Source organism: Pseudomonas salomonii, from assembly GCF_900107155.1.
Classification (GTDB): domain Bacteria; phylum Pseudomonadota; class Gammaproteobacteria; order Pseudomonadales; family Pseudomonadaceae; genus Aquipseudomonas; species Aquipseudomonas salomonii.
Map to the genome: position 1 here is coordinate 214373 of NZ_FNOX01000002.1, position 21670 is coordinate 236042.

The following is a 21670-nucleotide window of genomic DNA, read 5'->3' on the forward strand; positions in this document are numbered from 1 at the left end:
TCATTCCTCAGTCAACGCAGAACCGGCGCGATCGAGCAGCGGCTTGAACAGGTAATTGAGCAGCGAGCGTTCGCCGGTGCGCACAAACATCTCGGCGGGCATGCCCGGCTTGATCACCAGGCCGTGGAGTTTTTCCAATGCCGCCTCGCTGACCGTGGTGCGCAGCACGTAGTAAGGCTGGCCGGTCTTTTCATCGAGCATCTGGTCGGCCGAGATCAGGCTGACTTCGCCCGGCACGCGCGGAGTACGGCTTTGGTTGAACGCAGTGAAGAGGATATCGACCGGCAGGTGGGTGCCCACTTTATCGACCAGATTCACCGGCAAGCGCCCTTCCACTTCCAGGCGCGTGCCTTGTGGCACGATCTCCAGCAGCGTTTCGCCGGCGCGCACCACGGCGCCCTCGGTGTGCACACTGAGGTTGACCGCAATGCCATCGGCCGGCGCATTGATTTCGCTGTGCTGTAAATCAAAACCCGCCGAGGTCAGTTGCTGCTCCAGGGTCAGGCTGCGCAGTTGCGCGTCGGCCAACTGGCTGCGCACCTCTTTCTGATATTCCTCGCTGTGCTGCTGCAACTTGAGGCGCGACTCGAGAATGCCCTGCTCCACTCGGCCACTTTCGCCGCTGTTCTGGGCCAGATCCTGTTGCACCTGGGACAGTTGGCGCTGGTAGTCCAGCAAGCGGTTGCGCGGGATATAACCGTTGTCGGCCAGGGGTTGCAGGTTGGCCAATTGATCACGCAGCGATTGCGCCTGGGCGGACAGGTCGGTGCGCGCACGGCGCATGCCACTCAGTTGCGAGGTGGCGCCATCGATATTGGCGCGGATCCCGGCCTGCTCACGGGCAAAGGCTTCGCGGCGGCTGCTGAACAGCTGGCGCTGGCCTTCCAACACCAGGGCCAGGGCCGGGTCGGGGTTGGCGCTCAGCTCAGCAGGAAAGGTAATCGCGGCCTGGTTGTCACGCTCGCTCTGCCAGCGCGCGACGCTGGCCCAGGCCATGCGGTACTGGGCTTGCAGCGACTGCACGTCGGCCTGGTTCTGGGTCTGGTCGAGGCGAAACAGCGGCTGGCCCTGTTTGACCCGCTCGCCCTCCTTCACCAGGATGCGGCTGACCACGCCAGGGCTGAAGGTTTGCACGGCCTTGCGCTTGCCCGAGACCACCACCGTGCCTTGCACCGGGATGCCCTGGTCCAAGGGCGCGAGGCTGGCCCAGAGGAAAAACCCACCGGCGCCGACAACCGTCAGCCACCAGCCCATCTTCACGAAAAAACCGGCATCACGCTCTTTAAAACGGGGCTCAACTGTAAGGCTGCTCATGCGCCTGGATTCCTTCCGGTCTGGTACTGACGGCTAAGGCTCACACCGGCCTTTTCCCGTGGCGCTTCCTGCTGCTGGCCCGACAACGCGCGCAGCACTTCCTGGCTGGGGCCGAAGGCCTGCAATTGGCCTTCACTGAGCACCAGCAACTTGTCGGCCTGGGCCAACGCCGAGGAACGGTGGGTGACCAGCACCACGCTGCTGCCCTGGGCTTTCATTTGCACGATGGCGCTGGCCAAGGCGGCCTCGCCCACGGTGTCGAGGTTGGAGTTGGGTTCATCCAGCACGATCAAACGCGGCGCGCCGTACAGCGCACGCGCCAGCGCCACCCGCTGCTTCTGGCCACCGGAGAGGCCGCCACCGTTGTCGCCCAGCACGGTGTCGTAGCCTTGGGGCAGGCGCAGGATCAACTCATGCACTCCGGCTTGTTGCGCGGCTTTCACCACCCGCTCCGGGTCAGCGTCACAAAAGCGCGCAATGTTGTCGGCGATGCTGCCGCTGAACAGTTCGATGTCCTGGGGCAGGTAGCCGATATGCGGGCCGAGGTCGTCGCGGTTCCAGCGATGGATATCCGCACCGTCCAGGCGCACAGTGCCGGCCAGGGTGGGCCACACGCCAACCAGCACGCGGGCCAGGGTCGACTTGCCCGAACCCGAGGCACCGAGCACGCCCAGCACTTCACCGGCGCCAAGGCTGAAACTGACTTGCTGCAACGTCGCCACACGCCGCCCCGGCGGACCAGCGCTGACCTGCTCAAAACTCACCTGGCCCTTGGGCGCCGGCAAGGTCATGGGCTCGGCTTCGGGTGGAAACTCACGCAGCAGGTCATCAAGGCGCTGGTAAGCCAGTTTGGCCGAACTCCACTGCTTCCAGACTGCAATGAGCTGGTCGATGGGGCTGAGCACGCGGCCCATCAGGATAGACCCGGCGATCATCATACCCGCCGTCATCTCGCCCTTGATCACCAGGAAAGCGCCCAGGCCGAGCACCAGGGATTGCAAACACAGGCGCAGGGATTTGCTCAGCGAGGTGATCACCGAACCGGTGTCGCTGGCCTTGTTCTGAAACCCGAGGAACTGCGAATGCACCGCGAACCAGCGTTTGCGCAGTGCGCCGAGCATGCCCATGGCCTGGATGGTCTCGGCGTTGTGCAGGTGGCTGGTGGCCAGCTGGGTCGACTGCTGGGAAAAAGCCCCTGCTTCGCCCAGGGGCTTTTTGGTCAGGTATTCATTCAGGCACGCCAGTGCGATCAGCAGCACAGCGCCTGCCGTGGCCAACACGCCCAGCCACACGTTGAAGAGGAAAATCACAAACAGGTAGATGGGAAACCACGGCGCATCGAAGAACGCAAACAGCGCAGGCCCGGTGATGAATTGGCGAATCACGGTCAAATCGCCCAGCGACTGCCCGGCATGCCCCTGGCCGCGTTGCAGGTTGCGTTCAAACGCGGCTTTGTACACACGCAAGTTGAAGCGCCGTTCCAACTGGCTGCCAATGCGTATCACGACAAAACTGCGCAGCACTTCCAGGGTGCCGATAAAGACAAAGAAGCCCACGACCATCAGCGTCAACATCACCAGAGTGGTTTCATTCTGGGAGGACAACACACGGTCGTACACTTGCAGCATGTAAATCGACGGCACCAGCATCAACAGGTTAATCAGGGCGGTAAAGCAGCCGATGCTGATTAAAATACTCTTGTATTCACCCAACACCCTGAATAAGGGCGCAACCACATGGGACTTCGCCATAGTGTCTGATCTTCCCCAAAGCAAATGACGCGCAATAGTTGCCCCAGCCCTGAAGTGGGACGGCCAACTATTAGTCTCTAGTTATAAGCTTATAACGTTTTAATTAAGGTGTTCGCTGCAGCACAAGTTCCGCGATTGAAGCTGTATGCCCTTTGTATTCACCGTCTTTTTCGCGGTTCAAATGAATAATCCCGCTGCCCTCGGTGTTAAACAGCCAGATACCGTCCGGGGTCGGCGACCAACTGATCGGTTTATCACCCAGCCAACGTTCGGCGCAGGCAACATCACCGGCCAGGGCATTGGGCTGATCCAACAGATCGAGTGCGCACACCTGATCCTGCTGCTTCAACTCCCAATGGCCGGCCAGTTGCGCGGTGGTGGGTAAAACAAGACTGCTCGCCATGACGTGGGCTCCTGCCGAAACGAACAACACCTGTGAAGCACAGGCGATCAAATGGGAAAAACGCGGCATCTAATGCTCCATCCTGAGCGCGCGGCGCCGGAGCGCCGCGCGCTTTACATCAGGCTACGATGTCGTTGGCGACGGCCTGGCCGACGGTGGTGACGAGGAAATCCGCCACGCCGTGCCCGGAGAAGTCCACCGCCAAGGTGCCCAGGTTGGTACCCGAGGCATAGCTCAGTACAGCATCACCGGCATGCCCGGTGAATGCATTGACGAAGCTCAAGCCTGCACCTTTGGTGATCCCGGACAGGTCGATCTTGTCCGAACCGGAGGTGAAGTCAAAGATCTTGTCCGCCGCACCCGGCTTGGAATCGGAACTGGCACCGTACACGAAGGTGTCATTGCCGGCGCCGCCCCACAGTTGGTCCGCCCCGCCACCGCCGTAGATGATGTCGTTGCCGGCACCGCCCTTGATCACGTTGACCGCGTTGTTGCCGATGATCAAGTCATTGCCCGACCCGCCGAACGCGTTTTCGATGGTGACACCCTTGGCGATGGACACGTTGCCCACCAGGCCGCCAACGTCGGAGAACGAGGCCTCATTGAGGTTGATCTTCTGGTTTTGGGTGAAACCGGAGAAGTCCAGGGTGTCGTTGCCGCCACCGTCCCATACCGAGAACACCAGCTTGTCGGCATTGGATGTGGCGCTGAGGAAGTCACGCCCGGTGTTGGAGTTGAAACCGTAGGTGGTGTCGCCGGCGCGGGTGGCGTAGTTGGCGCCGTAGAGCTTCTGGATCGCGGCAATGTCGTCGATCAGCGGGCCGGACGAATAGGCTTCGACCCCGCCTTTACTGAAGTTCTGGTTGGTGTTGCTCTCGCTCCAGTAACTCATGACGCTGTAGCCACGCGTGTCCTGTCCATAGTCCGCGTCTTTGTAGGAAGGGTTGCCGGTCCCGGCGTTGTAGTCGCCAGGGTGATCCAGGCCCAGGGTGTGGCCGATTTCGTGGGTCAGGGTCTGCCGGCCATAGTTGTTCAGGTCCGGCGTCTTGTTCGGCGTGTAGCTGTTGTTGGTCAGGTACCAGGAGGTACCGTCCAGCCCGCTCTCGTTGTACTTGGCATTGGTGCCAGGCAGGTAAGCAAAGGCCGCTGCGCCGTCCTGGCCGCTGCTGTAGTTGCCGAAGGTCATGTGGAAGTCACCGCCCGAGGCTTTCTCGGTGAAGGTGACCTTGGCCACATCCGCCCAGGATTGCATGGCCAGTACGGCCTGTGCTTTTTGCTGGGTGTTGAACTGGCTGAACCCGGAGATGCCATGTTTATTCATGGTGGCCGAGGAAGCCGAGGTCAGAAAGGTGTAGGTGAGATCGATCTTGCCGTTGCCATCAATGTCCCGATACGCAGCGTTCTCGCGCAGCAGGTGGTCGGCGGCCTGGTCCACGGTGAACGAGGGCTTGCCGTTGACCGTGAGGTTACCGCCACGGTCATACAGATGGCTGAAGCTATCGATTTGCGAGTAAGCAGTGCTGGCTTGCGCGGCAGATACAATAGCTTTGTCTTTTACTTTTGACATAAACGTACTTCCTTGTTTGCAAGTGCATCAGTCTTTGTTCGACAGGAACCTCGCGGGCGAGGATCGTCCTATCACTCGCCTCTTTTGAAGGCGTATCGAAACTGACACAACTTGAAATCTTTCGTCTACACATATTTCAGCAACAAAAATGTGACGTGGATTCAACTTGAGGAAGTCGCACACAGCGTTTATTGGGGGGCATTGCGCTTGCGTCGCAAATCGCCGCCCAGTGTTATTTAAATATTAAATAGCGGTAAAGCCGCTCTTGATGAGCGGCGCTCTCGAATAATGGATCCAATATATTGACACGGTGTCATAGTTCAATATTAAAGAGCCACTACCGGCGCTAATAAAGTGCATGTCCCCCATTACCGGGCCAGACTCCAACCACACTTGTTTAACGCGCCGATTAATACTTCGTCGGTAAGTCCGGGCACCGTGACGCCGTCTTCAGTGGTCATGTCTTCGCCCGCCAGGATCGCGTTGATGATCGCCTCCTCCACCGCCTCTGCGGCGGCACTGAACAACGGCGAAATATGGTCGTTGTTGACCATGCGCAACACGCTGCTGAGTGCCAGGTCCTTGCGCCCGTAGTCTGCCGGTGGCAGCCCGTGATTGCCGGTGGCGAAGGCCAGGAACAGGTCGCCACTGGAATCCTCGGTGCCGCCGCCGGTGCGTGCGATACCGATGGACGCGCGTTGTGCCAGGCGCTGGCATTGATGGGGCAGCAACGGCGCATCGGTGGCGATGATGACTACGATCGAACCCATGCCCGGCGTGCCCCGCTCGGCGAACGGCGAGGGTATGTCCATCAACTGGCGCCCCACCGGGTAGCCATCCACGCGTAACTCCTGGCGCTTGCCATGGTTGGCCTGCACCAGCACACCGACGGTCCAGCCGCCCTGCTCCTGCGGCACACGCCGGGAGGCGGTGCCGATACCGCCCTTGAACTCATGGCAGATCATGCCGGTGCCGCCGCCGACTGCGCCCTCTTGCACCGGGCCGCCCTCGGCCGCCTCCAGCGCCTGGCGTACATGTTCTGGCTTGACGTGCTGGCCCCAGATATCGTTGAGCAAGCCGTCGTAGGTTTCCATCACCACCGGCATGCACCAATACACCGCCGGGTCCGCCAGGCGCTCGCGCTCAAGAGCGATCAGGCTGTCACGCACAATCCCGATGCTGTGGGTGTTGGTGATGGCGATCGGCGTGGTCAGCAGCCCCGCTTCGCTGATCCACTCAAGGCCGGTGGCGTCGCCGTTGCCGTTGAGCACGTGGTAGCCGGCGAAACACGGTTGCCGGCGTGCCTCCCCGGCGCGCGGCTGGATCACGCTGACGCCGGTGCGCACCTGTTTGCCGTCGACACTCGCCTTGAGCGTGGCGTGGCCCACGCGGACGCCGGGAACATCGGTGATGGCATTCAATTCGCCGGGCGTGCCCAGCCCCAACGTAATGCCCAATTGACGTGCACGCATACCCACTCCTTACAATTTCTGAAACGCCGGACTCGTCCGGCCACTGATGCAATACAAAATCACCGACAAGGCCAGCAAGCCGATGATGATCATGATGTCGCGTACCGACGCCGCCGCGATCAGGGTCACCAGCAGGTAACCGGCGCCCAGCACGGCCAGCACTGCCGGCAGCGGCCATAACGGCATGCGATACGGATGCTCGCGATCACGCAGCAGCACCCGGCTCATCAGCGCGCTCAACGCCACCACCAGGTACACCAGGATGATCAGCAATACACTGAAGGACGTCAGGTCCGCCAGGTTCGAGCTGAAACTCAACAGCGCCGAAGGGATGGCCAGAAACAATGTCGCCAGCCATGGAGAATCCCAGCGCGGGTGGATACGTGTAAACAGCGCGTTGATACGCGGCGTCCACAGGGCATCACGGCCGCTACTGAACACCACCCGGCCAATCTGGATGACGATGGCGACAATCGCGTTGAACACCGACAGGAAAATCCCGGCACTGACCAGACGTGACAGGGTTTCATTGCCATGGCTGCTCAGCAGATAGCCGATCGGGTCAGGGCTGCTGATCATCGCGCTCAGCGACGGCGCGCCGATCAACAACGCCGTGATCGGCACCAGTTCGATCACCACCACCAGCCCCAGCGACCACAGCACAGCCTTGTGCACGCCTTTGCCACCGCACTTCATGTCTTCGGCCAGCAATACCGCCGGACCATACCCATTAAACGAGAACAGGCCGATGCCCACGGCGCCGATCACCAACGCCCAGGGCGCCAGGTGCAACACGCCGTTTTCGACGATCTGCGGCTGGAACAGCACGCTGGCCGGTTGTACCGGGTTGCCAAAGCCGATAACAACGATCACCAGCAACGCCGCTACTTCCAGCAGCAGGCACGTGCCGGTGATCCAGGCATTGAGCTTGATATTGAGGATACCCAGGGCGTAGCTGCACACCACGATGACCAGAGCCACGGTTTGCGAGTCGAATTTAGTGCCCAGGGCGTTATTCAGGTACGTCGCTGCACCGGTGGCCAAGACCGGCGGGATAAACAACAGCATCACCAGCACGGTCAGAAACGTCGCATAACCGGCCATGCCACCAAACACCCGTTTGGCATACACGTATTCACCACCGGCGCTGTTATGGGCGCGACCGAGTTCGGCGTAACAGAAGGCGAACATCAGCGCGAGCAAGGCCGCCATCATAAACGCCAGGAACACACCACTGCCCGCCTGCTGGATGGCAAAGGGTGCAATCACGAATACCGAGCTGGCCGGCGTGACCGCCGAAACCGTAATGGCCACCACATCGAACACACTCAGGGTTGGCTTGAGCACGCCGTCTGGCGCGAGGGAAGCACTCATATCGTTATCCTCTATCGTTGTTTTTGGTAGGAGGCAGAAACGAAAAAAGTCGGGCGCTTGCGAGATATGTTTCTCGCTGGATGACGGCAAAGTAAACGTTGCGTTTATGCAGGCCAATTCCCCTATTGGCGTACTCCCCTTGACGATACGCGGCAAAAGCCGAACCCTTGGCCGATCTATTGAGGGCTGGAGCCGTGTTTATGAGCCTGTTCAGAGAGGTCGGCATGCATGCTGGCCTGGGCCGTACCGTTGCACACCTGGGCAGCGAGCGCTTCTGGAAACAGCTGGTGCTGTTGCTGCACCAATGCCTGCCGTTCGATAACGCCCTGGCGATTTTTTATCCCCTCGATGGCCCGCCCGTGGCCCTGGAAGAATTCGACGCCCAGCCCACCAGCAAACCGGCCTCGATGCTGGTGTATCTCAATGGCCTGTACCTGATCGACCCGTTTTACCAGGCCTACCGCGAAGGGTATGCCAGCGGCGTGTATCGCCTGGAGGAAGTGGCACCGGACCATTTTCGCCAGAGTGAATACTTCCTCAACTACTTCCACGACAACGTGCTGGAAGACGAGGTGCAATTCATTCTGCAATTGCCGGGTACAGGCACGCTGTCGTTATCGCTGGGCATGCAGCGGCGCTTCAACTTTGAAGAAACCGGGTTGATGACCACCCTGGCGGCCTGGGTGCTGCCGCTGATGCAGCAGCACTGGCAGCAAAGCACCCAGCGTGCACCGGCGATGGACACGCAGATTCGCGACGCGTTGAGCCACTTTGGCAGTGGGGTGCTGTCGGAGCGTGAGCTGGAAGTGGCGCGCCTGGTATTGCGTGGGTTCTCGTCCAAGGCCATGGCCGAGCGTTTGAAGATCTCGCCGGACACCGTGAAGGTGCACCGGCGACACCTGTACGCAAAGCTGGATATTTCGTCACAGCCGGAACTGTTTTCGTTGTTTATCCAGTCGTTGGGGCATGATTTGGAAAATCCCTGAAAACCGGGACGCGGAGGTCCCTGGCTGCATTCCCACGCAGAGCGTGGGAACGATCAAAGCCTGCTCCCACAGGGCGCTCAGTGTGACGCCTAGCGCCCGGTACGAATGGTGTTCCACACCCGCGTACGAATCCGGTCGATGTTCAGTGGCATTGCTTCCAGTGCAAACAACTTGCCCATCATTTCCGGGCTCGGGTACACCTTGGTGTCGGCCTTGATTGCAGGGTCTACCAGGCTGTCAGCCGCCGCGTTGCCGTTGGCGTAGTGCACATAGTTGGTGATGCTGGCCATCACTTCCGGGCGCAGCAGGTAGTTCATGAACGCGTAACCGCCTTTTTCGTCCGGGGCATCGGCGGGCATGGCGACCATGTCGAACCAGATGGCGGCGCCTTCCTTGGGAATGTTGTAGCCGATGTTCACGCCGTTTTTGGCTTCCTTGGCGCGGCTTTCGGCCTGCAGGATGTCGCCGGAGAAGCCGACGGCCACGCAAATGTCGCCATTGGCCAGGTCAGCGGTGTATTTCGAGGAATGGAAGTAGGCTACATACGGACGCACTTTCATCAGCAGCCCTTCAGCCTTTTTGTAGTCCTCGGCCTTCTTGCTGTGGGGCGGCAGGCCCAGGTAATTAAGCGCCGCCGGCAGCAGTTCCGGGCCGTTATCGAGAATCGCCACGCCGCATTTTTGCAGCTTGGCCATGTTCTCGGGTTTGAAGATCAGGTCCCAGGAATCCACGGGCGCGTTATCGCCGAGCACCGCCTTGACCTTGTCGATGTTGTAGCCGATGCCGGTGCTGCCCCACAGGTAGGGGAAACCATGCTCATTGCCCGGGTCGTTGTTTTGCAGGGCCTTAAGCAGCACCGGGTTGAGGTTTTTCCAGTTCGGCAGCTGGCTCTTGTCGAGCTTTTTGAGGGCGCCGCCCTGAATCTGCCGGGCCATGAAGTGGTTGGAGGGGAACACGACGTCATAGCCGGATTTGCCGGTCATCAACTTGCCGTCAAGGGTTTCGTTGCTGTCGTATACGTCGTAGGTGAAACCGATGCCGGTTTCTTTCTGGAAGTTTTTGGTGGTGTCCGGCGCGATGTAGTCCGACCAGTTGTAGATCTTGACCGTCTCGGCGGCCTGGCTGATAGCGGCCACCCACATCAAGGGCAACAGGGCAATGGCTTTCATGGTTCGATTTCCTGGCGGTTTTAGGGCTGTTTTTATGGCAGGCGATCAAGGATCAAAGCGTTACAGGATCAATACGTAGGTCTTGCGCACGGTCTCGTGGATGTCCCAGATGCCGGTGCTGTTGGCCGGCAACATCAGTGCATCGCCGGCTTGTAGGTGAACGACTTCGCCGTTGTCCGGCGTGAAGGTGCAGCGGCCCTGGATGAAGTGGCAAAACTCCTGGGAGTTGATCTGCCGGCGCCAGCGGCCTGGGGTGCATGCCCAGATGCCGGTTTCGACGCCATCGCTGCGCTCAACACTTAAGGTCGAGGCCACGGCGATGGGTTCGCCCAAGGGCATGGCTACCGGTGAGGCGTCCGGCAGATGGGCATTCAGCACGTCTTTGAAGTGAGTGATGCTCATGGGTTTTCCCGTGTGAGTGAAACATCTCAGTGCATGAAACCTTCCATGAACCCGGCCACGCCGGTCGCCAATTTGCGCCGCCAGGGCGCGCTGTTGGGGTTGGCCAACACTTGGTCTTCATGGACAAAACTGCGAATGATCGCGTTGTAACCCAGCCAGCGGCAGGGCTCGGGCTCCCAGGCCTTGAGCGCGTCCAGGCCACGCTCGCGAATCACCCAGGGCTGGGTGGTCAGCGGCGTATCGAGGCCCAGAATCATGTCGGCGAGCGTACGACCACCGAGGTTGGTGGCGCCGACGCCCTCCCCGCCATAACCGCCGGACAGCGCGATGCCGGTGGTGTGATCGCAGAGCATGTGCGGTCGGAAGTTGCGCGACATGCCGAGGTTGCCGCCCCAGGAGTGGGTAATCTTGACGTGTTTGAGCTGCGGAAAGAGTTCGCTGAACAGGTAGCGACGCAGCGCCACTTCGTCGGTGCTCAGGTCGAAGTTATGGCGCAGCTTGCCGGCAAACTGATAGCCGCCACGGGCGCCGAATATCAGGCGGTCATCCGCCGAACGCTGCCCGTAGGTGACCTGGCGGCTGCTTTCGCCAAAGGCCTGGCCCCGGTTCAAGCCAATCTCATCCCAGGTGCTGGCCGGCAACGGTTCGGTGGCGACCATCAGGCTTTGCACCGGTAACTGATAGCGCCCCAACGGCGGCAACGTGGTGGCGTAACCTTCGACCGCCGGCACCACCCACGCGGCGCGCACGCTGGCGTTGGCCGTGCGCACGCTGCCGGACTGCCAATGGGTGACGGGGCTGTTCTCATAGATCGTCACGCCCATGCTCTCCACCACCCGCGCCAGGCCGCGCACCAGTTTGGCCGGGTTGATGGTCGCGACATGGGGCGCATAGATGCCGCCATACGGCCTGGCGATGCGGATCTGCTCGGCCAGCTGTTGCGGGCTCAGCCAGCGGTAATCCGCTTCGGTGAGGCCCTGGGCGTGGAGCGTGTCCAGGTAACGGCGCAGGCTGCCCTCCTGCTCCGGGTAGCGCGCCGCACAGTACAGCACACCGCCCTTGCGGTAGTCGCAGTCGATGCTTTCACGGGCCAGTACTTGGGCGACTTCGTCGGGGATGCCATGCAGCAGGTCAAACGAGGCGCGCCGTTGTGGCGGTGACAGGCCGGCCAGCAGGCGGTCTTCGCCCAACAGGTTGCCCATCAGCCAGCCGCCATTGCGGCCCGAAGCACCGAAACCTGCGGTCTGCGCTTCGATAATCGCGATCTTCAGCTCCGGGGCCTGGCGCTTGAGGTAGTAGGCGGTCCACAGCCCGGTATAGCCGGCGCCGATAATCGCCACATTGACGTCCAGGTCATGCGCCAGGGACGGCCGCGCCACCAGCGGGTCGTCCAACTGGTCCATCCATAAACTGATGTTGCGCCATGCCGGCATGCCAAGCTCCCCAACCTCGTTTCGATAGGCTGGATCCTAGAGCGTGGCGTCAGGGAGTGTCTTGCGCGCGTGCACGCAGAGAAATTTGTTTGACGTAGGCCTTGGGCGATTGCCCGGTGTGTTGGCGGAACGCGCTGTAGAACGCCGACAGCGAATTAAAACCGGCGGCAAACGCCAGGTCATCGACCTTGATCGGCGGCACGGCCTTGTCCAGCGCGGCCAGCAGGTGCTGGAGCCGGGCCTGGTTGACGTAGCGGTAGAAGCTCTGGCCCAGCACCTGGTTTAGCAGGTAGGAAATCTGATTGCGGCTGTAGCCGCATTCATTGGCCACACGTTGCAGGTCCAGCGCCGGGTCCAGATAGGGTTGCTTGAGTTCGAAGTACTGCTGCAGATCGTTGGCCATATGCCCCAATTGCTGGGGCGACAAGCCCAGGCGGCTGACCGTCGGACGCAGGTTTTGGGCCGGCTGTTCATGCACCAGGGAGGCGTATTCGTTGACGCGCCAGATCAACCCATCGCGCACGGTGATCGCTTCACTGGTGCGAAATGACACCAGGCCCTGGCCGCCGCGCAGGGTAATGCGGTACTGGATAAACGCGGTGTCACCGTCGGCGCGAATGCGGTCGATGTGCTCGATCGCCTCGTCGGCGCCACGCGGCATGCTGGCCTGCAGATACTCGCGCAACTCGGCCTGACCCACCACGCGGTTTTGGAAGAAGTCGTGGTACTGAATGTCGGGGTGGTAGTAGGACATCACGCCCTCCAGGTCGCGATGGCGCCAGCACAGGTGATGGCGCAACACCAGATCGCCGGTGGCTTGGGTTTGTTCGCACTCTTCACTCAAAACGGGCTGCATGGACGGCTCTGCGGCGGGAATGCCTGGAAGATTGCCGAATTTGCCGGCGGCATTCAATGGTCAATCGGAACTTCTGACTAATGGCCTTTTGCCTAGTCACGAGTAAGACATGACCCATGTCATATAATCGCGAAAGAACTGCCGAACGGCCCTTAAAAAGTCAACGCGCGCTTGCGAACGAATGCTATTTTTAACCTCTTGATGCCACGACCAGTGAAGGTCATGGCCCCCTGCCGCGAGCTAAAGGAAGCGCTCAATGAACAAGGTGGGCAATATGAACAAAGTGACATTTCCCAATGCCTGCCAACTGATGCGCTGGCACTTCCATCCGATGGGCTTCGAGGGGAGCATGGACGCCCCCGGCAGTATGGTCGCACGCCTGTTCGACCGGGCCAGCGGCGAGACGTTGATCGCGATTGCCGGCATTCCTTGCGCCACGGTGATGAATGCGGCGGATGTGGAGCGCATTATCGAAGCGGTGGAGGATGAGCTGGAGTGTTTTGTGCCGCCGCTGTCGTTGCGGGCGTGACGCTCATTTATAAGCCGATGACTATCTAATGTGGGAGCGGGCTTGCTCGCGAAGGCGTTTTGTCAGTTGATACATCTGTCACTGATACTCCGCTTTCGCGAGCAAGCCCGCTCTCACAGTGGGAATTGTGTATAGCTGCTAGCTGCGCCGATCATCAAAAAACGCCTTTCGCCCATCAACCCGCTCCGAAGCCCTTGGCACGTTCACGCCCTGGCCTTCCGGCTTTTCCACATACCAATAGCAATGGCTCACCGCCCGGGTAATGCCGACATACGCCAGGCGCAGCACTTCGTCTTTCTGCGCGGTATCGTAGGGTTCGCTGTCGCCGTCCTTGCCCAGGCCCGCCATGCGGTAAACCTGGTTTTTGTAAGGCGAGCTGGTGACGTGCTGGCAATCCCCAAGCAGGAAAACGGCGTCCGCTTGCAGGCCCTTGGCACTGTGATAAGTCAGCTGTTTAAGCCGCCGGTCCTGTGGCGGCAAGCTGGAATCTACATTAACTACCGCCTGAATATGCTCTTTAATCAATAACTTATCGCTACTTTTTCGATAAAGCATTAGCACTGTATTACCGCGTTGATAGTGCTCCAGCAACTGTCGTCCCAGTGCGGCGTCGTCCCGCTCCAGTACCACCACGGGCTGCAAAGCCTTGGGCTCGCCACTGGCTTTGGCCTTCTTGCCGGGGATCGCCGGGGCTGCGCGCACCACATGTTCGGCGGCGTCGATGATGTGCTGGTGGCTGCGATAGTTCTCGCTGAGCATCACACGGGTGGTGCTGGGCGACGGGAATTCCTGGTTGAACGCCATGAAGTACTGGGGCGAACTGCCGCGCCAGCCATAGATCGACTGCCAGTCATCGCCCACGCACAGCAAGGAGGAGCGTTGCGCGCCACGCCCCACATGCATCGCCGGGCCACGGCTGCGGATCTCGCGCAGGCTGGCGCGAATCCACGAGACGATCTGCGGCGATACGTCCTGAAACTCGTCGATCATCAGGTGCGACATCGGCCGCAGCAGCGGATCGCTGAGCAGCTTGAGGTTTTCCGGGGTGTTCTCACCGAACAGCGAGAACATGCGGTTATAAGTCATGATCGGCGGCGATTGATCGAGCAAGTGATCTTCCAGGGCCTTCCAGAAAATGCTCAAGGCTTCAAAGTAGCCGCGGTCCGGGTCGTCCTTGGCGAAGCTCATTTGGCCAACGGCCGTGGGCACATCCAGCCCGAGGTTCTCGATAAACCCGGCGGCCATCACGAAACTGTCCAGCAGCGGCGTCGAGGCCAGCTCGCCCTTGACCTTGTAATCAAACCCAGGCCCGGCGCTGGCGTCGCCCGCCAGGCTGCTTAAAAGGCGCCGTGATGACTCGTAGTTATCTAACCATATCAATGGTTTGCGACAGAAAGCTTGAAACAGGGTGCGCTTTACCGCCCATTCGGCCCGCACCGAAAGCTTAGAATTGGGCCGGTTGATCTGAGGGTTTTCCCGCGGATCAAACCCCAGCACCACCCAGGCATCCAGATCCGGGATGTAGCCGTGGCAGTGAAATTGCGCACTATTGATTTCGAAGGTCTGGCGACTCGGCTCTATGCCCTTGATCGGCCAGGCGCCGGCGCGAAACCACAGGTCCTCGATCACGTCGCAGAGTTCTTCATCGCGCTTGGCCGCCAGTTCGGTGACAGCGATGCGTTTCTTCACGTCGGGGTGGTCGCGCTCCAGCTCCTTGAGTTGCAGGCCATGGCGGGCCAGCGGTGCGATCAGCTCGCGAAAGCGTGCATGGCGGCCATGCAGCCGGTGATAACAGGTGTTCATCTGTTGGCGCTGGGCGTCGCTGACACGCAGGTCGAAGGGGTTGCTGTCGGCATCCTCGAAACCGCTGCTGAGGTTTTCAAACGCTTGCAGCCGTTCGAAGCCTGGCAGGCTGCGCACCATCGGCAGGATGCGTGAATGAAAGGTACGCACCACGGCCTGAGCTTCTTTGAAGTCAAGGGGCTGGCCCCACAAACCCAGAATTTCCATGAGCTTGTTGATGAAGTCTTTGCGCGATTCGCGGGTGAAGGTCACCACGGTCATGGAACTCAGCTCAAAGCCGAGGTAGTGGGTCAGCAAAAGGATGCGCAGCACCAGCGAGGTGGACTTACCCGCGCCGGCACCGGCAATCACCGAGGTTGAAGGGGTGTCACTGAAGATCATCTTCCACTGCGCGGCACTGGGCTGGGCGTGGGCCGGCAGCAAACGTGCTACGTCAGCCTTCATGCGCTTTTTGACGTCGGCCGTGAGCGGCAGGCGCCAATCGTCGAACAGGCTGTCATCCACACCCGGCGCGCGGTGCTCGTCGGGGCGAAAGTCGCGGATCAGCAACACCTGGCGGCCTTCCTCGATGCCGTCGGCCTTGCCCTCGCGGTAGCCATATTCCACGCCGGCTTCGTGCCCGCTGCGAAAGCCGTCCGCCTGGCCGTGCAGCCAGGAAAACCGATGCTGGGCACGCAAACGCGTCAGGCCATGGCCAAACAAACGGGCGGCGAGCCGTTTCAGCAGGGGCATTTCTGCCAGGGGACGCAGTTCGGGGGGCAGATCAGGCGTTTGTCGCGGCACGCGGACTCCAGCGATGAGGTTGGTTCTGGCGAAGGTGCCATGGTCGCCGGAATCGGCGCACAGTTCCAGCCAATTGCTTTGTTGTCATGCAGTTAGGCGATGAAGTAAAAGTCAAAACGCCAGCATTCAATCGAATAAACTGATTGGAATTCGGCATTTTTTACGCTTTTTATCGATCATGCGCTGCTGGATGATAGTCACCATCCACAGGAGACCCATCATGCTCGAACTTCGACCTTTCACCTCCCTGGGCGGCGCCCATCATGGCTGGCTCGATGCCCATCATCACTTTTCCTTCGCCGAGTACCACGACCCCAAGCGCATGCACTGGGGCAACCTGCGGGTGTGGAACGACGACATCATTGCGCCCGGCACGGGCTTCCCGCAGCACCCGCATCGCGACATGGAAATCATCACCTATGTGCGTGAAGGTGCCATCAGCCATGCCGACAACCTCGGCAACAAAGGCCGCACCGAAGCGGGTGACGTACAGGTCATGAGTGCCGGCACCGGGATTGCCCACAGCGAATACAACCTGGAAGCCACGCCGGCCAAGATCTTCCAGATCTGGATCATCCCGAATGAGGCCGGGCTGCCGCCTTCCTGGGGTGCCAAGCCATTTCCCAAGGGCAATCGTGAGGGCTTTGTGACCCTGGCCAGTGGCAAGGCCGGTGACACTGAAAGCTTGCGCATTCGGGCAGATGCACGCCTGGTGGCGGCTAACCTGAAGGCTGGGGAAAGCGCCGAGTATCGGCTGGACAGCGGGCGCCGTGCATATCTGGTGCCGGCGACGGGGGTCATTGAAGTCAATGGCCTGCGTGCGCAAGCGCGAGACGGGGTGGCGGTTGAAGATGAGCAGGTGTTGCGGGTAACAGCGGTTGAAGACAGTGAAATCGTCTTGGTAGATCTGGCTTAACAAAAAACAATGCGGGAGCGGGCTTGCTCGCGAATACGGTGGTTCAGTCAATATACCCAGCGACTGACACACCGTATTCGCGAGCAAGCCCGCTCCCACATGTTTGGATCTGCGGTGTTACTGAGAGATGGCGCCGTCTACCAGCACCTGCGCCTCTTGTACCAACTGCTTGAGGTGGTCTTCACCCACAAAGCTTTCGGCGTAGATCTTGTAGATGTCCTCGGTGCCCGATGGCCGTGCGGCGAACCAGCCGTTCTTGGTCATCACCTTCAAACCACCGATTGCCTGGTTATTACCCGGCGCATGGCTGAGGATCTGCTCGATGCTTTCCCCGGCCAGTTGCGTGGAAGTGACTTGCTCAGGCGACAGCTTGCCCAGCAGTGCTTTCTGCGCCGGGGTCGCCTTGGCGTCGACACGAATCGCGAATGGCTCGCCCAGCGCATCCGTCAGGCCACGGTAGATCTGGCTGGGGTCCTGGCCTTTGCGCGAGGTCATTTCGGCAGCCAGCAGAGCGGGGATCAAGCCGTCTTTGTCGGTGCTCCAGACCGTGCCGTCCTTGCGCAGGAACGAGGCACCGGCGCTTTCTTCGCCGCCAAAGCCCAGCGAGCCTTCGAACAGGCCATCGACAAACCACTTGAAGCCGACTGGCACCTCAAACAGGCGCCGGCCGATACGCGCCGCAACGCGATCGATCAAGCCGCTGCTGACCACGGTCTTGCCCACGGCTGCATCGGCGCGCCACGCTGGGCGGTTCTGGAACAGGTAATCAATCGATACGGCGAGGTAGTTGTTCGGTGCCAGCAGGCCACCGGATGGCGTCACGATGCCGTGACGGTCGTGGTCCGGGTCGCAGGCGAAGGCGACGTCGAAACGCTCCTTGAGGCCGATCAAGCCTTGCATCGCATAGCTGGAGGACGGGTCCATGCGGATCTGACCGTCCCAGTCCACGCTCATGAAGCGGAACGTGGAGTCGACCTCAGTGTTCACCACGTCCAGGTTCAAACGGTAATGCTCGGCAATCGCCGACCAGTAGCGCACCCCTGCTCCGCCCAACGGATCCACGCCCAGACGCAGGTCGGCGCTGCGGATGGCGTCCATGTCGATCACATTGACCAGGTCGGCTACGTAGCTGTTGAGGTAGTCATGGCGATGGGTGGTATCGGCCTTGAGCGCCTGGGCGTGGGTAATGCGTTTAACCCCGGCCAGCTTGTTGGCCAGCAGCTCGTTGGCCTTGGCTTCGATCCACTTGGTAACGTGGGTATCGGCCGGGCCGCCATTGGGCGGGTTGTACTTGTAGCCGCCGCTTTGTGGCGGGTTGTGCGACGGCGTAATCACGATACCGTCTGCCAGGCCGCTGGTACGGCCACGGTTGTAGCAGATGATGGCGTGGGAAATGGCCGGGGTCGGCGTGTATTCATCGCCTTCGGCCAGCATCACGTGTACGCCGTTGGCGGCCAGCACTTCCAGGGCGCTGGCGCCTGCGGGGGTCGACAGCGCGTGGGTGTCCAGGCCGACGAACAAGGGCCCGTTGATGCCCTGGGCTTCACGGTACAGGCAGATGGCCTGGCTGATGGCAAGCACGTGCCATTCGTTGAAACTCAGCTCGAACGAGCTGCCACGGTGCCCGGAAGTACCAAAGGCCACACGCTGGGTGGAGATCGCTGCATCAGGCTGGCCGGTGTAATAGGCCGTGACCAGTCGCGGGATATCCACCAGCAATTGAGCTGGCGCCGGCTTGCCCGCAAAAGGACTGATTGTCATGCATAAACCTCGAAGAAGAAGGATTCGGAAAAAATGACAGTTTACTGAGAGTTAGGCTACTACGCGACGGTATTGATCCTACAAGCCACAGAGAAGTTTCATGCATTTAGCTGATCTGTGCATCACGCAGCGCCTCGCCCACCAATGCCAGGGCACTGTCCAGGTTGGGCAGCCCGTGGAAGGTGTTGCTTAACCGCAGATGCTGGTGGTGCAGGCCGCACACGCTGAACAGCTCACCGGGCGCCATGACGACCTGACGCGCCAGCAGGTAGTGGAAAGCCTTGCGCATGTCCACCGCCCGGGTGACGCCCAACCAAAAGGTCGCCCCGCCCGCCGGCATTCGGTAAGTCACTTGATCACCCAGGTGCTGGCCCAGTAGTTTGCTCATTTCGCCTGCCTGCTCCAGCAGCAGCCCGCGCAAGTGGTGCAGGTGCTGGTCGATTTTGCCGCTCAGGTACAAGCGTGCAATCGCGCGCTGGCGAATGGCGGACAGTCGGAACGAGCGCAGCAGGAACTGTCGCTGCAATTCACCGCTCAAGTGCCGCGACAACGCGTAGCCAAACGGCGCCTCTGGGCCGAGTATTTTCTCGAAAGAGGCAAACACCACCAACCGCTCAGGGTTGACCAGGTCGCGCAGGGCAACCGGTGCCGGCTTGAATCCCAATTCGCCGCAGGTGTCGTTTTCCAATAGCCAGCAATCGTACCGATCGAGCAGTTGCGCCACCGCCTGGCGGTCTTGAGGCTGCAAGGCAAAGGCGGACGGCAGGCTGAGCGACGACGAGAGCACGAGCAGCTGCACCGACTCGTTACGCAGCATCCCTTCGAGCAAGGCCAGCTCCAGGCGGCCATCGTTGCCCCAGGGCAGCTCAAGGATACGCACCCCGGCATCCTGCAGCAGGCGCAGGATTGACCACTCGCAGGGCGATTCGACCACCACCGAGGCGCCGCGCAAGCCCAATACCTCGATAAGGATCTCGAGCACACCGCGCATGTCTGCGCCGATGTACACGTCATCAGCCTGCCAGCAGCGGGTCGGTGACGAAGTGTAGCGAGCCGCCAGCGCCGCCCTCAGCTCCCACACCCCGCAGGGTTGCGACCAGGGCTGCAGGTGCCCTGGATATTGACGCACCAGCTCGCGCTCGAGGCGCAGCAAGGCGCCGTCCAGTGAGGCCAGCAAGGCCGGTTCATCGCCGCTGAGCACGGTCATGCCCGGGCGCCGGGACGCCATATAGAGGCGTTCAAGCAAATCCCCGCTGGGACACGCCACTGGGCCACCGGCAAGCGGCCAAGCGTAGTATCCCGACTTGGCCACTGAATACACCCTGCCCTCCTTTTCCAGCAGCGAATACGCATACTGGATGGTGGAGATCGACACATTGAGTCGCTGGGATAACTGGCGCAGCGACGGCAGCTTTACGCGCGTATCCGTGCTGACCTCGTTAATCAGGTTGATCATGTAGCGATAAACCGCCTGATAAGCAAAGTCAGCCTGCCGTGCGCCCCGCAGCGTCATCGCCCAGACAGCTGAAAGGCCATGCCGTCACGGGCTTGAGACCTTTGCACGGGTGCATTGTGGGCACCGCGAAGGGCCAGGTTCATCGGCCGCTTGCGGTACAGATGCTGGAGCAAAGGCAGCGGCAACCCGCTGGCATCGGCGACCCATTGCTGCAGCATCTCGGCTGCCGGTTTGCCCTGCAAGACCTTGTGCAGTTCAGGCAATGCCACCAGCATGCCGGGGTGGCACTGACGCAAATAGCCTTCCAGCCGTTCGCCGTGATGAATGAAAGGCGAAAACAGCAGGCAGACCAGTTGGTTCTCGTCCAAGCCGAAAAATTGCTGGGCAAGGCTGCTCGCCAACGCCCGCTCCCCGCGATCGGCCACCTGGCTTACCAGCTCTTCGGGCACCCGCCGACGCCGCAGGTAATTGCGCGCCTGCTCGAGGAACTCCTCGACACCTTCCTCGTAATGCAGCTCGCGCAGGCATTCGGCTTGCAGGCCGCGCAGGTGCGCCATCAACGGTGGGTTGGCAAAGCTTGGGTGGCTGAAGTGAAAGCCCAGCAGATCTGGCGTATAAGCCATGAAATCGACGAGCAACGGTGCACTGGCGCGGTCGATGCCTTCAAGCAAGTCGGCAATACCGATATAGGCCAGGTGCCGATACCCTCCCGGGCTGACGTCAGCCTTGGGCACATAGTGCTCGCCGTAGAGGTCACGGTAGAAATCGCCGCTCCACTCATCCATGCGCGTAAACAACCCGCCAAGCGACGTCGGTTTACCCTTGGCAGCCTTGACGGTTTTAGCCTGGGCGGCTTTTTTCAGCCAGACCAGCAGTTGGCTCTGTTTGCGCGCGGAGTCGCCACTGACCAGTGCGTGCACGCCACCGTTCCAGGCGGTGACGCGCTGATAGAAATCCCCCAGTGCCAGGTAGGCATCGTTGCACAGCGTGGCGCGCACATCGCCGGAGGTCAGATGCCCCACCATCAACATGTTGCGCTGGTGAGCTTCACAGCCGCGGCTGGAGGCCGGGCGCTGATGGTTGAAGGGCAACACCTGTTCGTTTTCGACCATCAACAACTCGACCCGGTCGTCATCATGGAAAAACAGCCGGCTGTAACCGCGATGAATCGCCTCGAGGGTGTCTTGCGTCATACCCGCGTGGCGTAGCGTCGCCACCCGTAACTGGAAGGTCCTGGGCGCACGCGCGGCGATACTCAACTGTGCGGCACGCAGTAACGCCAGGGTGTAGCTGCTGACTTCACCACCGCCATGGGCCACCAGCACTTTGTAATCACCCACTTGTTCCATGCCGCCGGCGGCCACGACAATACGCTGAATCAACAATTGAAGTGCAGTGCGCTCCGCGCGCGTGAAATACCCAACCAAGCGTTGTTGAACTTGCTGGTAAACATAATTCATGGCCTGCTCGTGAATAGCGCTCATAGTTCTACTACCTGAGTTGAAATATCAGTTCAAAACAACTACCGAGCGTAGTTGCCCGATCTATTGCGTGTGTAAGAACGTTGCCTGCGGTGCAGTGTGTGCGACAGATAAACACTAGCACCCGGTTACAAATCGATAAGTGCTGCTCAGGCGGCTCGTCTCCCAGCATCTTTGGGGCGAAAGCGCCGTACCACAGCATCCTGGCGATTGG

Annotated in this window: 17 protein-coding genes; 3 read left to right on the forward strand and 14 right to left on the reverse strand. The window is 60.6% G+C overall.

Annotated elements, in window-relative coordinates:
• The 6 genes from BLV67_RS04995 to BLV67_RS05020 all read right to left on the reverse strand — a co-directional run bounded on the left by BLV67_RS04995 (position 1) and on the right by BLV67_RS05020 (position 7881).
• Entirely contained in the window at positions 1 to 1314 is a 1314-nt protein-coding gene (locus BLV67_RS04995) for an HlyD family type I secretion periplasmic adaptor subunit (protein WP_065930093.1), read from the reverse strand.
• A complete protein-coding gene (locus BLV67_RS05000; RefSeq protein ID WP_069787555.1) occupies positions 1311 to 3065 on the reverse strand; it encodes a type I secretion system permease/ATPase in 1755 nt (584 codons plus the stop codon). The genes BLV67_RS04995 and BLV67_RS05000 overlap by 4 nt, the downstream gene beginning before the upstream one ends.
• 103 nt (positions 3066 to 3168) lie before the next feature.
• A complete protein-coding gene (locus BLV67_RS05005) occupies positions 3169 to 3537 on the reverse strand; it encodes a protease inhibitor Inh/omp19 family protein (protein WP_069787556.1) in 369 nt (122 codons plus the stop codon).
• Positions 3538 to 3586: 49 nt separating this feature from the next.
• Positions 3587 to 5035 (reverse strand): serralysin family metalloprotease, encoded by a 1449-nt coding sequence (locus BLV67_RS05010; RefSeq protein WP_069787557.1) that lies wholly within the window; start codon positions 5033 to 5035, stop codon positions 3587 to 3589.
• Between the two features lie 368 nt (positions 5036 to 5403).
• Positions 5404 to 6507, reverse strand: a complete 1104-nt coding sequence (locus BLV67_RS05015; RefSeq protein WP_069787558.1) for a DmpA family aminopeptidase — start codon at positions 6505 to 6507, stop codon at positions 5404 to 5406.
• A 9-nt stretch (positions 6508 to 6516) separates the two neighbouring features.
• A complete protein-coding gene (locus tag BLV67_RS05020) occupies positions 6517 to 7881 on the reverse strand; it encodes an APC family permease (protein ID WP_069787559.1) in 1365 nt (454 codons plus the stop codon).
• A 200-nt stretch (positions 7882 to 8081) separates the two neighbouring features.
• On the opposite strand from BLV67_RS05020, the gene BLV67_RS05025 reads away from it, so the two are divergent.
• A complete protein-coding gene (locus BLV67_RS05025; protein WP_069787560.1) occupies positions 8082 to 8867 on the forward strand; it encodes a helix-turn-helix transcriptional regulator in 786 nt (261 codons plus the stop codon).
• A gap of 89 nt (positions 8868 to 8956) precedes the next feature.
• Here the strand turns inward: BLV67_RS05025 and BLV67_RS05030 are convergent, their stop codons facing one another.
• The 4 genes from BLV67_RS05030 to BLV67_RS05045 are packed head-to-tail and all read right to left on the reverse strand — an operon-like array spanning position 8957 to position 12727.
• Positions 8957 to 10036 (reverse strand): polyamine ABC transporter substrate-binding protein, encoded by a 1080-nt coding sequence (locus BLV67_RS05030; protein WP_065930099.1) that lies wholly within the window; start codon positions 10034 to 10036, stop codon positions 8957 to 8959.
• Between the two features lie 60 nt (positions 10037 to 10096).
• On the reverse strand, positions 10097 to 10438 hold the full coding sequence (locus BLV67_RS05035; protein ID WP_069787561.1) for a cupin domain-containing protein: 342 nt from the start codon (positions 10436 to 10438) through the stop codon (positions 10097 to 10099).
• Between the two features lie 26 nt (positions 10439 to 10464).
• Positions 10465 to 11871: an NAD(P)/FAD-dependent oxidoreductase gene (locus tag BLV67_RS05040; protein ID WP_069787562.1), complete on the reverse strand. Its 1407-nt coding sequence runs from the start codon at positions 11869 to 11871 to the stop codon at positions 10465 to 10467.
• A 49-nt stretch (positions 11872 to 11920) separates the two neighbouring features.
• Positions 11921 to 12727 carry a helix-turn-helix transcriptional regulator gene (locus BLV67_RS05045; RefSeq protein WP_069787563.1) on the reverse strand — a complete coding sequence of 269 codons (807 nt, stop codon included), beginning with the start codon at positions 12725 to 12727 and terminating at the stop codon, positions 11921 to 11923.
• A 256-nt stretch (positions 12728 to 12983) separates the two neighbouring features.
• Here BLV67_RS05045 and BLV67_RS05050 point away from each other — a divergent pair, with 256 nt between their 5' ends.
• Positions 12984 to 13256 carry a DUF1652 domain-containing protein gene (locus tag BLV67_RS05050; protein ID WP_026013572.1) on the forward strand — a complete coding sequence of 91 codons (273 nt, stop codon included), beginning with the start codon at positions 12984 to 12986 and terminating at the stop codon, positions 13254 to 13256.
• 138 nt (positions 13257 to 13394) lie between these two features.
• On the opposite strand, the gene BLV67_RS05055 is transcribed toward BLV67_RS05050, so the two are convergent.
• Positions 13395 to 15842, reverse strand: a complete 2448-nt coding sequence (locus BLV67_RS05055; RefSeq protein ID WP_069787564.1) for a UvrD-helicase domain-containing protein — start codon at positions 15840 to 15842, stop codon at positions 13395 to 13397.
• Between the two features lie 220 nt (positions 15843 to 16062).
• Here BLV67_RS05055 and BLV67_RS05060 point away from each other — a divergent pair, with 220 nt between their 5' ends.
• On the forward strand, positions 16063 to 16758 hold the full coding sequence (locus tag BLV67_RS05060) for a pirin family protein (RefSeq protein WP_065930104.1): 696 nt from the start codon (positions 16063 to 16065) through the stop codon (positions 16756 to 16758).
• A 117-nt stretch (positions 16759 to 16875) separates the two neighbouring features.
• Here the strand turns inward: BLV67_RS05060 and pgm are convergent, their stop codons facing one another.
• The 3 genes from pgm to BLV67_RS05075 all read right to left on the reverse strand — a co-directional run bounded on the left by pgm (position 16876) and on the right by BLV67_RS05075 (position 21459).
• Entirely contained in the window at positions 16876 to 18519 is a 1644-nt protein-coding gene (pgm, locus tag BLV67_RS05065; RefSeq protein WP_069787565.1) for a phosphoglucomutase (alpha-D-glucose-1,6-bisphosphate-dependent), read from the reverse strand.
• A 106-nt stretch (positions 18520 to 18625) separates the two neighbouring features.
• Positions 18626 to 20032, reverse strand: a complete 1407-nt coding sequence (locus tag BLV67_RS05070) for a GntR family transcriptional regulator (protein ID WP_069787566.1) — start codon at positions 20030 to 20032, stop codon at positions 18626 to 18628.
• A complete protein-coding gene (locus BLV67_RS05075; RefSeq protein WP_069787567.1) occupies positions 20029 to 21459 on the reverse strand; it encodes a hypothetical protein in 1431 nt (476 codons plus the stop codon). Before BLV67_RS05075 ends, BLV67_RS05070 begins: the two co-directional genes overlap by 4 nt.
• Positions 21460 to 21670 lie beyond the last annotated feature (211 nt).